16 protein-coding genes are annotated in these 14,718 nt (G+C 61.7%); 8 read left to right on the top strand and 8 right to left on the bottom strand.

The window, feature by feature from the left end; translation table 11 throughout:
* Positions 1–16 precede the first annotated feature (16 nt).
* From PSH86_RS26515 to PSH86_RS26505, 3 genes are all read right to left on the bottom strand, one after another.
* Positions 17–724: a hypothetical protein gene (locus PSH86_RS26515; protein WP_305485999.1), complete on the bottom strand. Its 708-nt coding sequence runs from the start codon at positions 722–724 to the stop codon at positions 17–19.
* Positions 725–737: 13 nt separating this feature from the next.
* Positions 738–1,817, bottom strand: a complete 1,080-nt coding sequence (locus PSH86_RS26510) for an endonuclease/exonuclease/phosphatase family protein (RefSeq protein WP_109756260.1) — start codon at positions 1,815–1,817, stop codon at positions 738–740.
* Positions 1,818–1,907: 90 nt separating this feature from the next.
* Positions 1,908–2,570: a YciC family protein gene (locus tag PSH86_RS26505; RefSeq protein ID WP_109756259.1), complete on the bottom strand. Its 663-nt coding sequence runs from the start codon at positions 2,568–2,570 to the stop codon at positions 1,908–1,910.
* Between the two features lie 176 nt (positions 2,571–2,746).
* Here PSH86_RS26505 and PSH86_RS26500 point away from each other — a divergent pair, with 176 nt between their 5' ends.
* From PSH86_RS26500 to PSH86_RS26490, 3 genes are all read left to right on the top strand, one after another.
* The gene (locus PSH86_RS26500; RefSeq protein WP_163856523.1) at positions 2,747–3,505 is read left to right on the top strand and encodes a DUF2076 domain-containing protein; all 759 of its coding nucleotides are present in this window, start codon (positions 2,747–2,749) and stop codon (positions 3,503–3,505) included.
* Between the two features lie 128 nt (positions 3,506–3,633).
* Entirely contained in the window at positions 3,634–4,113 is a 480-nt protein-coding gene (locus PSH86_RS26495) for an NYN domain-containing protein (RefSeq protein ID WP_053182045.1), read from the top strand.
* 22 nt (positions 4,114–4,135) lie between these two features.
* A complete protein-coding gene (locus PSH86_RS26490) occupies positions 4,136–4,747 on the top strand; it encodes a PolC-type DNA polymerase III (protein ID WP_116833518.1) in 612 nt (203 codons plus the stop codon).
* Between the two features lie 132 nt (positions 4,748–4,879).
* On the opposite strand, the gene PSH86_RS26485 is transcribed toward PSH86_RS26490, so the two are convergent.
* Complete coding sequence (locus tag PSH86_RS26485; RefSeq protein WP_109756256.1) at positions 4,880–5,332, bottom strand: Lrp/AsnC family transcriptional regulator; 453 nt, start codon at positions 5,330–5,332, stop codon at positions 4,880–4,882.
* Positions 5,333–5,492: 160 nt separating this feature from the next.
* Between PSH86_RS26485 and yedA the strand changes: the two genes are divergently transcribed.
* Entirely contained in the window at positions 5,493–6,395 is a 903-nt protein-coding gene (gene yedA / locus PSH86_RS26480; RefSeq protein ID WP_109756255.1) for a drug/metabolite exporter YedA, read from the top strand.
* A 58-nt stretch (positions 6,396–6,453) separates the two neighbouring features.
* Positions 6,454–7,791 carry a DEAD/DEAH box helicase gene (locus PSH86_RS26475; RefSeq protein ID WP_116833517.1) on the top strand — a complete coding sequence of 446 codons (1,338 nt, stop codon included), beginning with the start codon at positions 6,454–6,456 and terminating at the stop codon, positions 7,789–7,791.
* Positions 7,792–7,915: 124 nt separating this feature from the next.
* Here the strand turns inward: PSH86_RS26475 and PSH86_RS26470 are convergent, their stop codons facing one another.
* Both PSH86_RS26470 and PSH86_RS26465 read right to left on the bottom strand, forming a co-directional pair.
* Entirely contained in the window at positions 7,916–9,157 is a 1,242-nt protein-coding gene (locus tag PSH86_RS26470) for a TIGR03862 family flavoprotein (RefSeq protein WP_305485988.1), read from the bottom strand.
* 280 nt (positions 9,158–9,437) lie between these two features.
* Entirely contained in the window at positions 9,438–10,358 is a 921-nt protein-coding gene (locus tag PSH86_RS26465) for a histone deacetylase (RefSeq protein ID WP_116833515.1), read from the bottom strand.
* Positions 10,359–10,431: 73 nt separating this feature from the next.
* Here PSH86_RS26465 and PSH86_RS26460 point away from each other — a divergent pair, with 73 nt between their 5' ends.
* From PSH86_RS26460 to PSH86_RS26450, 3 genes are all read left to right on the top strand, one after another.
* Complete coding sequence (locus tag PSH86_RS26460) at positions 10,432–11,001, top strand: GNAT family N-acetyltransferase (RefSeq protein ID WP_116833514.1); 570 nt, start codon at positions 10,432–10,434, stop codon at positions 10,999–11,001.
* 104 nt (positions 11,002–11,105) lie between these two features.
* The gene (tesB, locus tag PSH86_RS26455; RefSeq protein ID WP_003185696.1) at positions 11,106–11,975 is read left to right on the top strand and encodes an acyl-CoA thioesterase II; all 870 of its coding nucleotides are present in this window, start codon (positions 11,106–11,108) and stop codon (positions 11,973–11,975) included.
* Positions 11,972–12,565 carry an HAD family hydrolase gene (locus tag PSH86_RS26450; protein WP_116833512.1) on the top strand — a complete coding sequence of 198 codons (594 nt, stop codon included), beginning with the start codon at positions 11,972–11,974 and terminating at the stop codon, positions 12,563–12,565. The genes tesB and PSH86_RS26450 overlap by 4 nt, the downstream gene beginning before the upstream one ends.
* 144 nt (positions 12,566–12,709) lie before the next feature.
* Here PSH86_RS26450 and PSH86_RS26445 read toward each other — a convergent pair whose 3' ends face one another.
* Both PSH86_RS26445 and PSH86_RS26440 read right to left on the bottom strand, forming a co-directional pair.
* Complete coding sequence (locus PSH86_RS26445; protein ID WP_163856533.1) at positions 12,710–13,657, bottom strand: alpha/beta hydrolase; 948 nt, start codon at positions 13,655–13,657, stop codon at positions 12,710–12,712.
* Positions 13,658–14,545 carry a neutral zinc metallopeptidase gene (locus tag PSH86_RS26440; RefSeq protein ID WP_163856535.1) on the bottom strand — a complete coding sequence of 296 codons (888 nt, stop codon included), beginning with the start codon at positions 14,543–14,545 and terminating at the stop codon, positions 13,658–13,660.
* Between the last annotated feature and the right edge of the window lie 173 nt (positions 14,546–14,718).

Here is a 14,718-nt window from a genome sequence, read left to right as displayed (position 1 = left end):
CTGGGTGGCGTGGGTTTTATCCCGGCGGATTTAATGCCGTACCATTCATAAAATCCGCCGAACCGGTCATGAATGGGGTATTGGGTTTGCGCCCGTTGTTGATGTCGGATTCGTAATACAGCATGTTGGAACACAGTGATTCCGCCAGTTCTTCAGTCGGCGAGATATGCGTCCAGGGCCACTCCTCGATGGAAGCGAAGCGTTCGTCTTCCGTTTCGATCTGGTGCCTGAGATGGTGTGTCCCGGAACCGGCTAGATAGCAGGTTCCAAAGTTCTTGGTGGTTATCGTGGCTTCGGGGCGGTGGATGTAGGCGCGCTTGGCACCTTTTCCATCCAGTAGAACGCCCAGCATATGGAATGCACCCGCGGTCCTGCCCATGCCCATTAGAGCCTGGTCGATCGTGTCGGCATCTATCAGGGCATCCGGTTGATAGCTGAGTTTTGTCTCGATCGACCCTGCCAGCGCCACCCAGAATTCATAAGCCGATCGACAATCCCCTGCAAAGGCGAGCATGCCGCTGTTGTTCTTCAGGATGTAGGTTTTTCGACCCATGCGCGCGATATGAAACGGACCGTCGGCGTCATGCCAATCAGTGGGTATCAACCCCAGTGAAGGAACCCATACAGACATCGATTTGCGCATGTCCGGACCGTCCGCGCTGATCAAACAGTCGGCGATCAAGTGCGGGTCATTCTCGGGGTTGATCAGGGCGATTACCGTCATGGTGACACTCCGTTCATGGCATTGCCGGCAACAAGAACCGCGCAATCACCGGCAAATGATCGGAGATGCGCAAGGTATCGTCCTGCCTTACCTGAGCTTCAACCCGTTTGATCCGCGGGCTGTAGAACAGGTAGTCGACGGTGCGGTCGGGGCCGTTGAGGCCGGGGTCGTTCGGGTAGTGGGTCAGCCAGTGTTCGCGGTCGATGCCGCTGGCCTCGTTGTTGGTGGGGATCATCGGGTATTTGTCCCACAACAGGTGCAAGGGGCTGTCGGCGGAGTAGGGCGTGCGTTGCTCGGACGGCAGGCGCCGGTACTGGCCCAGGGGCAACTGGTTGAAGTCGCCGCCGATCAACCAGGGCGTGCCCGCCGATTCGAATTTATCCAGTGTCTTGGCGACGGCGGTGATTTGTCTGGGCGGGGTTTCTTCCGGCTCGGTGGCCCGTTCCAGATGCGTGTTGAGCACCGCCAGTTGGCCGCCATCGCTCAGTGGCAGATAGCTCACCAACAAGGCATTTTTCGGCTGGAACTGACGGCTGATGAAGTTGGCGTCGGCCACCGGCAGTTGTACTCGTTCGGCGTGTTCGATGCGGTAGCGGCTCAGGGTCGCCAGTTGCCGGCCGACGCTGCCGAAGATATGCGGGTTGGGGATGAAGTCGGCCTTCCAGTCGAAGGCACTGGTGCCGCACGGGTAGAGGTCGGCCAGGCGTTCCTGCAACAGCTTGAGCTGGTCCTGGTAATCGCTGGCCTTGGCGCCCTTGTCCAGTTCCTGGAGCAGCACGATGTCCGGTTGCTCGTCGCGGATCACCCGTGCCACTTCGTCGAGGCTGAAGGCCATGTCTTCCAGGGTCGGGCTTTCATCGTCGCCCTGGGCCAGGTCATTCCAGAACACGTAGCGCTTGCCGGCGAGGAACTGAACGTTCCAGGTCATCACCTTCAACGCCTGGCCGGGCACCAGCGGTGCCGCGTTGGCGGTGCAACTGACCGGCACGGTTTCCCGGGGCTGTGGTCGCCAGGTCAGGCCGTAGATCGACAGGGCGGCCAGGCTGAGGATCAACAGCAGGCCCAGCAAGGTGTAGCGCAGTAGACGGGTCATGGCTCGGCTTATGGGCGAAACGCGAAAGTGCTCCCGAGCATAACCGAGAGCGGTTCTCAAGCCCAAGCCCAGGGCCTTCGCAGTGTGCGATCAGCGGTTATCAGGCTTGGCCTCGATCAACATGAACATGCGGAACAGCACCACGCTGGTGAACAGTTGCAGGAAACTGTGGACGCTGTCGATCAGCAGGCTGAGCACGGGGTTCTGGGGCGACGGATACACCGAGACGCTGACGCCCTTGAGCAGCCATAGCGGGCCCATCACCGCGAGAATGCACAGCAGGATCCGCCAGAAGTTGCCGCGGGACAGGTTCAGGCTTTCCTTCATCGCGGCCAGGGGTGTCAGGCCCCTGAGGACCAACAGGTATTCACTGAAGGCCAGGGTCACCATCAGCCACAGGCCAGGCAGGAAGTACAGCGAAAGCCCCACCAGGATCAACAGCGTGTTGAGGGCCGTCAGCAAGGCAAAGCGTGGCCACAGGGTGAGGGCCGTTGCGAGCAAGTCACGGGTGCGTGGCGCTTCACCGCGGCTGCGGGCGTCGAGAAACAGGATCAACGCGGCGGTGTACAAGGGGTAGACCAGGAGCCCGACGATCACGCTGTAGCCGGGGAAACCCTCGGGGCCGACGGCGTTGTCCACGCCTTGCTGCAGCACAGCCTCGAGTATGACCAACGGCAGGCACAATTGGGCGATCCGGCCCAGATGGCGCTTGAAGAAATACAAAGAGTCGCGCAACACGTCAAACGGATTCATGAGTCGGTATCGCAGTTCAAAAAAGCGGTTCGACACTTTAACCGATCAGGCGCCCGCACAAGCAAACGTAAACATCAGGTAAAGACCATTGAAACCTTTTTGGCGAGCCCCATTACTGGTGGGCACCGGTCTTCGGGATCGGAATGGTTTCTACCCGGCAATCTAACGAGGTCGCCATGAACAGCGAAGAACAAACCCTGATCGATGGACTGTTTTCACGGCTGCAACAGGCCGAAAAGGAATCAGCCCCGCGTGACGCCCAGGCCGAGGCGCGGATCAAGGAGCACATGGTCAGCCAGCCAGCGGCGGGCTATTTCATGGCCCAGGCGATTCTGGTGCAGGAGGCCGCGATCAAGCGCCTTGATGAACAGAACAAGCAACTGAGCCAGCAAGTCGAGCAATTGCAGGCCGAGCTGCAACAGGCCCGCAAACAGACGTCGGCGCCCAGCGGCGGCGGTGGTTTTCTCTCGAGTATTTTTGGTGGCAGCTCGCGGGATTCACGCCCATCGAGCCCGCCGGCCTCCAGTGGGGGCGGCTGGCGCGAACCGGCGCCGTCGTCCTTCAATGCTCCGCCCCAACAGGGCTTCGGCGCGCCGCCCGGCAATTACGGCGCACCGCAACAGCAGGCCCCGGCAGCGAGCAGCTTCCTGGGCGGCGCCCTGAAAACCGCAGCGGGCGTGGCCGGCGGCGTGATGCTGGCCCAAGGCATCAGCAGCCTGTTCCACAGCGGCCAGCAACCGCAGGAAATCGTCGAAGTCATCAAGGAAGAGCCGGCCCAACCGGTCAACGACACTGCCAACAGCAGCGACAACGGCTGGGGTGATGATCAGCGGGTGGCCGATAACGACACCTATGGCAATGACCAGGGTGGTTTCAGCGACGCGGACTACAGCGACGATTCTTCTTTCTTCGGCGACGACGACTCCTTCGTCTGACCCACCATTCGTCCGGGGCGCCCTGGCGCCTCGGGCCGATTATTCGCGGAACAATCCTTCAGACTGGCATACTGGGCAACTTTTCGGCCCTGGTGGTCTGCGTGCGTGTGCATCCAAGAGGAAACGCGGTGAAAAAAATTGCAGTGTTCGCCGATGTCCAGAACCTCTACTACACCGTGCGCCAGGCCTATGGTTGCCATTTCAACTACGCCGCGCTGTGGGCCGATGTGAGCAAGCAGGGGCAGATCGTCGAGGCCTACGCCTATGCGATCGATCGCGGCGACAGCAAACAGCAGCAATTCCAGCAGATCCTGCGCAACCTGGGTTTTGTCGTGAAGCTCAAGCCCTACATCCAGCGCAGCGACGGCTCGGCCAAGGGCGACTGGGACGTGGGCATCACCCTCGACATCATGGACGCCGCCGACCACGTCGATGAAGTGGTGCTGGCCTCCGGTGACGGCGATTTCGACATGCTGCTCGAGCGCATCATCCAAAAGCACGGCGTCCAGGCTGTGGCCTATGGCGTGCCGGGGCTGACCGCCAATTCGCTGATCCGCGCCGCCAGCCGCTACGTGCCCATCGAAGGCGCCTTGCTGCTCAAGAATTGATTTTTACGGAGCTCAGACAGGTTTGGAACGCATCGCAGTCATCGACTTTGAAACCACCGGCATCACGCCAAGCAGCAGTTGTCGGGCCACCGAAATTGCCGTGGTGATCCTTGAGCAGGGCCGGATCGTCGACCGCTACCAGAGCCTGATGAATGCCGGCGTGCGCGTCCCGGCGTTTATCGAGCAACTGACCGGCATCAGCAATGCCATGCTGCGCAGCGCACCGTCGGCGGAAAAGGTGATGAACGAGGTCAACGAGTTCGTCGGCATCACGCCGCTGCTGGCTCACAACGCTGCGTTCGACCAGAAGTTCTGGGACTTCGAACTGGGGCGAATCAAACGCACCCGCTTGCAGAATTTTGCCTGTTCACTGTTGCTGGCCCGGCGCCTGATGCCGGCGGCGCCGAACCACAAACTCGGCACCCTCAACGCGTTCGCTGGCTTGCCCCACACCGGCCAGGCTCACCGGGCCATGGCCGACGCCGAAATGGCCGCCAACCTCACCGCGCACCTGGCCTCGGAACTGCGGCAAAAGCATGGGCTGCGGGAGTTGTCCCATGATTTGCTGTGCAGCTTGCAGAAAGTGCCGGCGGCGAAGATCAACGAGCATCTCAAGCGGCATCGCGGGTTCTAAGCACACCACAAAACAAAAACTGTGGGAGCGAGCCTGCTCGCGATAGCGTTGGATCAGCCAACATCAATGTCGACTGACATACCGCAATCGCGAGCAGGCTCGCCCCCACAGTTTTGATTTGTGTTGGGTCGTTTATTTCCCGTTGCCTTCCAACTGCCCCAACGGCACACGCTTTTCAATGGCGCTGGACAGCACGATCGAGGTCTTGCTGAAGCCGAACTTGGCGATGCGGTTGATCAGCTCTTCCAGCTCCGGCATAGAACCGACCGCCGCTTGCATGATCACGCACGGATCGCCGGTCACCCGATGGCATTCGGTCAGTTGTGGGATCTTGCACAGTTCGTCGTAAGTCTTCTGTTTACCGTGTTGGTCCATCCGCAGTTCGATGACGCATTGGATCGGCAGGCCGATTTTCGCCATGTCGACTTTGGCCTGATAGCCGGTAATCACGCCGCTGGTTTCCAGCTTGCTGACTCGCTCGGCCACGGCGGGGGCCGACAGGTTCACTTTGCGGGCCAGTTCGGCGTAGGACGCACGACCGTTTTCCAACAAAGCGCTGAGCAGCATGCGGTCGTATTTATCCACGGTTTGGCTTCCGATGACATGACTTTCGAAAGCATGGTTTATAGCGTTTATCTCCGTGCTTTGAAAAGTGTATGGGTCGGATAAACAGGTTTTGTAACTTATTTTCCGTCTGTCGCCTTTCTAGAATAGCGTCTCTCATTGTCCTGACTTCGAGCCGACCATGCCTGGCCCACGCCGTTTTCCTTTGCCATTGATCGCTGCCTTTTTCGCCTTGTACGTCATCTGGGGGTCGACCTACCTGGTGATTCGCATCGGTGTCGAGCATTGGCCGCCGCTGTTGCTGGCGGGGATCCGTTTCGTGCTGGCCGGTTCGCTGATGTACGGCTTCCTGCGCTGGCGTGGAGCGCCGGCACCGACTTGGGCGCAATGGAAGGCCGGGGCCATCATTGGCGTGCTGTTGCTCAGTTTCGGTAACGGTGCGGTGAGTGTGGCCGAGCACACGGGCGTGGCATCCGGGGTCGCTGCGCTGGCGGTGGCGACGGTACCTTTGTTTACCCTGCTCTGCGGCTACTTCTGGGGCGCGCGCAATACCCGTCTGGAATGGGCGGGGATTGTGCTGGGGTTGATCGGCATCGCCATGCTCAATCTCGGTTCGAACCTGCAATCGAGCCCGTTGGGCGCGACCTTGCTGGTGTTCGCGGCAGCGTCCTGGGCCTTCGGTTCGGTGCTGAGCAAGCACCTGCCGTTGCCGGCGGGGGCGATGGCCAGCGCCGTGGAAATGCTGGTGGGTGGCGTGGTGCTGTTGATCGGCAGCGTGGCCAGCGGTGAGCATCTGGACAGTATTCCGCCGTTGGAAGGTTGGTTCGCCCTGGCTTACCTGACTTGCTTCGGCTCGATCGTTGCCTTCAACGCCTACATGTACCTGCTCAAGCATGTACGTCCGGCGGCAGCCACCAGTTATGCCTACGTCAACCCGGCCGTGGCGGTGTTGCTGGGCATTGTGTTCGCCGGTGAGACCATCGGCATCGAAGAAGCCCTGGCGATGCTGGTGATCATCAGTGCGGTGGTGTTGATCGGCTTGCCCCAGTGGCGCAAACCCAAGCCTGCGCCGGCCACATCCTGATTTAGGGTAAACTGCCGCGCATTGCACACCTTGCGCTGATTTTTCCTACGGTATTTCCATGACTTTCGCCACCCTTGGCCTGATCGAACCCTTGCTGCGCGCCCTCGAGACGCTTGGTTACCAGACCCCGACTCCGGTGCAGGCCCAAGCCATGCCGGCAGTGCTGGCCGGTCGCGACTTGATGGCCGCCGCCCAGACCGGTACCGGCAAGACCGCCGGTTTCGCCGTGCCACTGTTGCAACTGCTGACCACCGAGGGACCGAAAGTCGCGGCCAACTCGGTGCGGGCGTTGATCCTGGTGCCGACCCGCGAGCTGGCCGAACAGGTCCATGAAAGCGTGCGTCAGTACGCGCAAAACTTGCCGCTGAGCACTTACGCTGTGTACGGCGGCGTCAGCATCAACCCGCAGATGATGAAGCTGCGCAAAGGCGTCGACCTGCTGGTCGCCACGCCGGGCCGCTTGCTCGACTTGTTCCGCCAGAACGCGTTGAAGTTCAACCAGTTGCAGACCCTGGTGCTGGACGAAGCCGACCGTATGCTCGACCTGGGCTTCTCCGAAGAACTGGCGAATATCTACAAGGCCCTGCCGAAGAAGCGCCAGACCCTGTTGTTCTCGGCAACCTTTTCCGATGCGATCCGCTTGCTGGCCGGGCAGATGCTCAACGATCCGCTGAGCATCGAAGTGAGTCCGCGCAACGTGGCCGCCAACACCGTCAAGCAATGGGTGGTGACGGTGGACAAGAAGCGCAAGCCGGAATTGTTCGTGCACCTGATGCGCAAGAACAAGTGGAAGCAGGTGCTGGTCTTTGCCAAGACGCGCAACGGCGTCGATGCGCTGGTGGAAAAACTCCAGGGCCTGGGCGTCAACGCCGACGGCATCCACGGTGACAAGCCCCAGGCCACCCGCCAGCGTGCCCTGGACCGCTTCAAGGCCAGCGAAGTGCAGATCCTGGTGGCCACCGATGTCGCCGCCCGTGGCCTGGATATCGAGGATTTGCCGTTGGTGGTGAACTTCGACCTGCCGATCGTCGCCGAAGACTACATCCACCGTATCGGTCGTACCGGTCGGGCGGGCGCTACAGGGCAGGCGATTTCTTTGGTCTGCGCCGACGAAGTGAATCTGCTGTCGGCCATCGAGATGCTGACCCGTCAGACATTGCCCCGGCAGATGGAGCAGGACTTCGAGCCTGAGCATCGGGTGCCGGACACTGATGCCAGTGGCCAGGTCATCAAGAAACCGAAAAAGCCGAAGAAACCAAAGGCCTCGGGCGGTGGTGGCAAGCGCAACCTGGGCAAGTGGGTGGACAGCGGCGATTCCTCGCCTGTGGAACCCTCGGTCAAGCCTGTGCGAAAAGTGCCGGTGTTCAATACCGGGCCGCGTAAGCGTAAGCCTTGATGATCTGCTCTATCTGATAAACCGCTTTCGCGAGCAGGCTCGCTCCCACAGTGATCGCATTCTTTCTGAAAGAACTCGGTCGAATGTGGGAGCGAGCCTGTTCGCGATGGCCGCTCCTCGATCTTCAATCCAGGCGCTGTAACCACTCCACCATGCCCAATCCCGCCGCCCGGCCGCTGGCAAAGCACGCCGTGAGCAGGTAGCCGCCGGTCGGCGCTTCCCAATCGAGCATTTCCCCAGAGCAGAACACGCCAGGCATTTGCTTGAGCATCAGGCGTTCATCCAGGGCTTCGAACGCCACGCCACCGGCGCTGCTGATGGCTTCGTCCAAAGGCCGGGTCTTTACCAGGGTGACCGGCAAGGCCTTGATCGCCTGGGCCAGCCGCGCCGGGTCAGCGAAACAATCGGCGGGTGTGAGCTCGCGCAACAGCGCCGCCTTGACCCCATCGATGCCCAACTGGCTGTGCAGGTGCTTGGCCATCGAGCGTGAACCACGAGGTTTGTCCAGGGCTTGCTGGATTTTGTCCACAGGTCGCCCTGGCAGCAGGTCCAGGTGGATCGTTGCGCTGCCGTGTTGGTTGATCGCTTCGCGAATCGCTGCCGACAGCGCATAGATCAAGCTGCCTTCGATGCCCGTGGCGGTGATTACGCATTCGCCGAGGCGCGGCACATCGTCGTTCAGGCCGATGGCGATGTTCTTCAGCGGGGCGCCAGCGAATTTGCTGATCATCAGGTCGCTCCAGGCCTCTACCTCGAATCCGCAGTTGCTCGGTTGCAACGGTGCCAGGGCCACGCCGCGCTGTTCCAGCGCCAGCATCCAGGCGCCGTCAGAGCCCAGGCGTGACCAGCTGCCGCCGCCCAGTGCCAGCAGTGTCGCGTCGGGGCGTAGTGTTTTCTCACCTTCCGGACTCGCTATTCGCAAACTGCCATCGGGGTTCCAACCGAGCCAGCGATGACGGGTGTGGATCACCACGCCGGCATCACGCAGGCGCTTGAGCCAGGCGCGCAACAGCGGGGCGGCTTTCATGTCGGTGGGAAACACTCGCCCGGAACTGCCGACGAAGGTGTCGATGCCCAACCCGTGAATCCATGTGCATAACTCATCCGCACCGAATGCCCGCAGCAGCGGCGCGAGGTTCGGCGCGCGTTCGCCATAGCGGGACAGGAAGGCCTGGAAGGCTTCGGAGTGGGTGATGTTCATGCCGCCAACGCCAGCCAGCAGGAATTTCCTGCCCACCGATGGCATGCCGTCGTACAGGTCGACCTGGACCCCGACCTGGCTCAACACCTCGGCCGCCATCAGGCCGGCGGGGCCGCCGCCGATGATGGCGATGTTCGGTGTGGAAGGCTTGGCGGTCGAGGTCATGATTTGAACTGTGGGGGCTGGAATAGGCGGGGCATTCTACCAGCACAGATCCCTGTGGGAGCGGGCTTGCTCGCGAATGCGGTGTGTCAGTGACATAAATATCGACTGGCGCACCGCATTCGCGAGCAAGCCCGCTCCCACAGGAGTAGGTAGGTGCTCTTGAGAGCTGATCAAAAAACAACCAGGACTGCGCAAGCTATAGTCAACACAGCCTGTAGGCCGTTTCGCTCAGGTTATCCACAGGCCGGCCCACAGGCATTGTGGGTAACGCGCCCAGCGTTCAATGACAACCTGATGACGACCAGACCTTTTGTGCGCTGTGGTGCAGGATCCCATGGCGACGGGCCAGGGCCTGGCGGTCCTTGCTGTAGCCGCCGCCGATCACGCCGACCACCGGGATGTCGCGCCCCAGGCAATGGCGCATGACGCTCTCGTCCCGGGCGGCGAGGCCTTCGTCGGTCAGCTTCAGGTAACCGAGGGCGTCGTCCTTGTGGACATCGACGCCGGCGTCGTACAGCACCAGGTCGGGCTGGTAGAGCGGCAGCAGATAGTTGAGCGCATCGTCCACCACCTTCAAGTAAGCGGCGTCGCCCATGCCCATGGGCAAGGGGATGTCCCAGTCGCTTTGGGCCTTGCGTGCGGGAAAATTCTTTTCGCAGTGCAAGGAAACTGTCACGGCATCGGGGGTGTCATGGAGTATTCGAGCGGTGCCGTCGCCCTGATGTACATCGCAATCGAAAATCAGCACCCGCGAGACCCGACCGCTGGCCAGGAAATAGCGACTGATCACCGCCAGGTCGTTGAAAATGCAGAACCCGGCCGGGTGGTCGTAATGGGCGTGATGGGTGCCGCCGGCCAAGTGACAGGCCAGACCGTGCTCAAGGGCCTGTTCGGCGGCCAGGAGCGAGCCGCCCACGGCGCGTACCGTTCGACGGGCCAGGGCTTCGCTCCAGGGCAGGCCGAGTCGCCGTTGGTCTTCGCGGGACAACTCGCCGCCCATGTAGCGTTCGATATAGCCACGGTCGTGGGCCACGGCGAGGATATCTGGCGGACACAGCGCCGGGCGCAGCAGGTCGGCGTCGCGGGTCAGGCCGCTGTCGACCAGGTGATCGCGCAGCAGGCGGAACTTATCCATGGGGAAGCGATGTTCCGCCGGGAATTCGGGACTGTAGTCTTCGTGATAGATCAGTGGCAGCGGCATGGTGTTTTCAGTGGTGATTATGTGACGGATCCTACCAGCGTTGTAGACTCTGGGGCATGGAAGGGGAGTGAAGATGGAGCCGATACTGGAACTGGAAAGCGCACGGCTGCTGTTGCGGCAGTGGCGTGACGAGGACTTGCCGGAATTTGCCGCCATGTGCGCAGACCCACAGGTGATGCGTTATTTCCCCGCGCCCTTGAGCCGCCTGGAAAGCGCCGCCCTGATCGGTCGCGTGCGTGGGCATTTCGCCGAGCATGGTTTTGGTTTGTGGGCCCTGGAGCGCAAGGACACCGGGGCCTTCATTGGCTTTACCGGGCTCGGTGTGGTCGGGTTCGACGCGCCGTTCACACCGGCCATCGAGATCGGCTGGCGTCTGGCGCGGGAGCACTGGGGGCTGGGCTATGCCAGCGAGGCGGCGTGGACCGCACTGCGCTGCGCCTTCGACCAGTTGTTGCTGGACGAAGTGGTGGCGTTCACTGCTGTGGATAACCTGCCGTCGCAAAAGGTCATGCAGGCCATCGGCATGCAGCACGATCCGGCTGACGACTTCGAACACCCAAAGCTCGCGGTCGGGCATCCATTGCGTCACCATGTGCTCTATCGCATCAACCGTGAACAGTGGCTACAGACCCTGCACGGTTAGCCGACACGGACGTTTACAATGCCCGCCACAATGGCTCGGGCCAACAATCGATCCACCGCCGCAGCGCAGACTGCGCGGTGTTGCGCTGTGTGAGGAAAGTCTGAATGAGCCACGTGTTGGAAGATCTGGTCGACCTGCTGACCCTGGAACCGATCGAAGAAAACCTGTTTCGCGGTCGCAGCCAGGACCTGGGGTTCCGTCAGTTGTTCGGTGGCCAGGTGCTGGGTCAGTCGTTATCGGCGGCCAGCCAGACCGTGGAGGAGGCGCGTCATGTGCACTCAATGCACGGTTATTTCCTGCGTCCGGGTGATGCCGCACTGCCGGTGGTCTACCAGGTGGACCGGGTGCGTGATGGCGGCAGTTTCAGCACCCGCCGGGTGACGGCGATCCAGAAGGGCAACCCGATTTTCACCTGCAGTGCGTCGTTCCAGTATGACGAACAGGGCTTTGAGCACCAGAGCAGCATGCCGCAAGTCGTCGGGCCGGAGAACCTGCCGTCCGAGTTGGAGCTGACCCAGCAGCGCGCGCACCTGTTGCCTGAGCACATGCGCGAAAAACTGCTGTGCCCCAAGCCGATCGAGGTGCGCCCGGTCACCGAAAAAGACCCTTACAACCCGCAACCGGCCGATCCGATCAAGTACGTGTGGTTCCGCGCCGATGGCGCCCTGGCCGATTCGCCAGCGTTGCACAAATACCTGCTGGCCTACGCCTCGGACTTCGGCCTGTTGACCACTTCGCTGCTGCCCCACGGCAAATCGGTGTGGCACAAGGATATGCAGGTCGCCAGCCTCGACCACGCCTTGTGGTTCCACGCCGACCTGCGCGCCGATGACTGGTTGCTCTACGCGATGGACAGCCCGTGGGCTGGCAATTCCCGCGGGTTTTCCCGTGGTAGCGTGTTCAATCGCGCCGGGCAACTGGTGGCCTCGGTGACCCAGGAAGGCTTGATCCGCCACCGCAAGGACTGGGCATGAGCCTGGCCGACGTTCGACACTGGGTATTCGACATGGACGGCACGCTGACCATCGCCGTGCATGATTTCGCGGCGATTCGCGTGGCCCTGGCGATCCCGGCCGAAGATGACATCCTCACCCACCTGGCGGCGTTGCCGGCCGATGAAGCCGCGGCCAAGCATGCCTGGCTGCTGGAGCACGAACGGGACCTGGCGTTGGGCTCCAAGCCCGCACCGGGGGCGGTCGAGTTGGTGCGCGAACTGGCGGCGCGTGGCGTTCGCCTGGGGATCCTGACCCGCAACGCCCGCGAGCTGGCCCACGTGACCCTTGAAGCCATCGGCCTGGCGGACTGTTTCGCCGTGGAAGATGTGCTGGGCCGCGACGAAGCACCGCCCAAGCCTCATCCCGGTGGCCTGTTGAAACTGGCCGAGGCCTGGAACGTGGCACCTGAGACGATGGTGATGGTCGGTGACTACCGTTTCGACCTGGACTGCGGGCGTGCTGCTGGGGCGCGGACAGTGCTGGTGAACCTGCCGGACAATCCATGGCCGGAGCTGACGGATTGGCATGCGCGCGATTGTGTCGAGTTGCGGCGGATGCTTTTGGCTTGAGGGTTGTATTGTCTGATCGATCGTTATCGCGAGCAGGCTCGCTCCCACAAGGGGATTTCTGTTGATCGCAAAATTTGTGTCCACACCAGATCTACTGTGGGAGCGAGCCTGCTCGCGATGAGGTTCTGGCATTCGCTAAAAAACTCACTGACCGAACAACACCCTCAACCCCTCAGGCGAAGTCAGCATCCCATTCCCGTTATGCCCCACCCCCGGCACTTCGATCAGCCGCTGGTTCAACCCCACGGGATGGCGCCGGGTCAGGTAGTCAAAGAAGAAATGCCCGCGCAATAACCGATACGGCCCCTGGGTCTGCGCTTCGCAGCCCTTATCCAGCGCCGGCTGCTCCGGATCGGTGTCTTGTTGCCCGAGCAAATAGACGATGTCGCGCTTGACGTAGTTATTTTCCAGTTGCGTGGGTGTTTGTCCCGCCGCGTAGGCGGGCAAATCCTGCAGGCCGTATTTCCAGTGGTTGAAGCCAGGGCAACTGGCAGGGTCGAAAGCCATGGGGCGTTGGGCATCGAAGTAGGCATAGGACGACGGGTTGGCGATGACAAAGCGTGGCTCTATCCGATATTGACCGTGGGCGAGCAGGGCATAACGCTGCACGACCTGGGCGCCGCCGGAATGGCCGGCGATGACGATTTCTTTCACTTCGGGAAACTGCTGCCGGTCACTGACGCGCGCAACGATGTCGTCCAGAACCTGGTAGGAACTGACCGGATTGGGCCCTGTGGACAGGCCTCCGGCCATCCAGTCGTTGCCGTGCCAGCGCAGGACGTCATTGGGTAGCGTGTGGCGAGCCACGTCCTGCTCATTGAGGAACTGCGGGGCGATGATCAGGGTGGTGCCCAGTTGCCCGGCCTGCCCGGCAGCCTTTTCGGCGCTGTGCAGATAGGTGTTGGCATTGCGCAGCCGACCGTGGAGGATGATCAGCACACGCTGGATAGACGCCGGGGGCGGGCTCACGGCGACGGCCATGGCTCCGCCTTTGAGTTGCAGGCGCCCTTGGGCGACCACCTTGACGCTGTGTTCCTCGGCCTGGGCCACGGCGCAGCACAGCACCAGCCCGATCAATGCCCCCCACTTCATCTACAGGGTTTTCGCCGCGAACGTGTCGCACTGGCTGACCTGGCCCTGGGCGAAGCCGGTCTTGAACCAGCGCACTCGCTGCGCGGACGTGCCGTGAGTAAAGGAATCCGGTACCACGCGGCCCTGGCCTTGTTGCTGCAAGCGGTCATCACCGATGGCATTGGCGGCGTTCAAGGCCTCCTCGATGTCCCCCGGCTCCAGCCAGTTCAGGCGTTTTTGCGCATGGTTGGCCCACACGCCGGCCAGGCAGTCGGCTTGCAACTCCTGGCGTACCAATAAGCCTCCATCACCTTCCATCTGCCGACCTTGTTGGCGGGCTTCCTGGATTTTCGCCGACACGCCGAGCAGGGTCTGCACATGGTGTCCGACTTCGTGGGCGATGACGTAGGCCTGGGCGAAGTCCCCGGCGGCAGCGAAGCGTTGGGACATTTCCTTGAAGAAGCTCATGTCCAGGTAAACCTGGCGATCGGCCGGGCAATAGAACGGACCGGTCGCCGAAGAGGCGAGACCGCAGGCCGAGTTGACCCGACCGCTGAACAACACCAGTTTCGGTTGTTGGTATTGGCGTCCGGCTTGCTGGAAGACCTGGCCCCAGGTGTCTTCGGTGTCGCCGAGGATCGAGCGCACGAATTCGGCCTGTTCATCGTTGGCCGGTGGCGCCTGGCGGGTTTGTGAGGAAGTGGGCGCAGAGGTCTGGTCCATCTGCCCGGCCAGTTGTCCGAGAATCTGCATCGGATCCTGGCCGGTGATCCAGCCAATGCCGACGATCAGAATGATGGCCGTCAGGCTCAAGCCCTTGCCGCCGCCGAAGCGCATCCCGCCACCGCCCCCACCGTCACCGCGAGCGTCCACCACGTTGTCACTGCGGCGACCTTTTTTCCATAACATGTGGGCGTTCCTCTGATTGACCGGAGTGTCACTGTACTGCCGTTGCGGTGAGTCTAGCTTTTGGGGCGTCAGGATGCGCGTGGCGCCTGAGCTTTCAGGCAATCATCGCGGGGTTTGGTTCATCAGGGCATGAATGAATGGCTCACCGGTTCCAGAATTTGAATTACACTTTG

The organism is Pseudomonas sp. FP2300 (assembly GCF_030687595.1).
GTDB classification, from domain to species: domain Bacteria; phylum Pseudomonadota; class Gammaproteobacteria; order Pseudomonadales; family Pseudomonadaceae; genus Aquipseudomonas; species Aquipseudomonas bijieensis.
The sequence above is the reverse complement of the archived record's forward strand: the minus strand, read 5'-3'. Positions and strand labels throughout refer to the sequence as shown.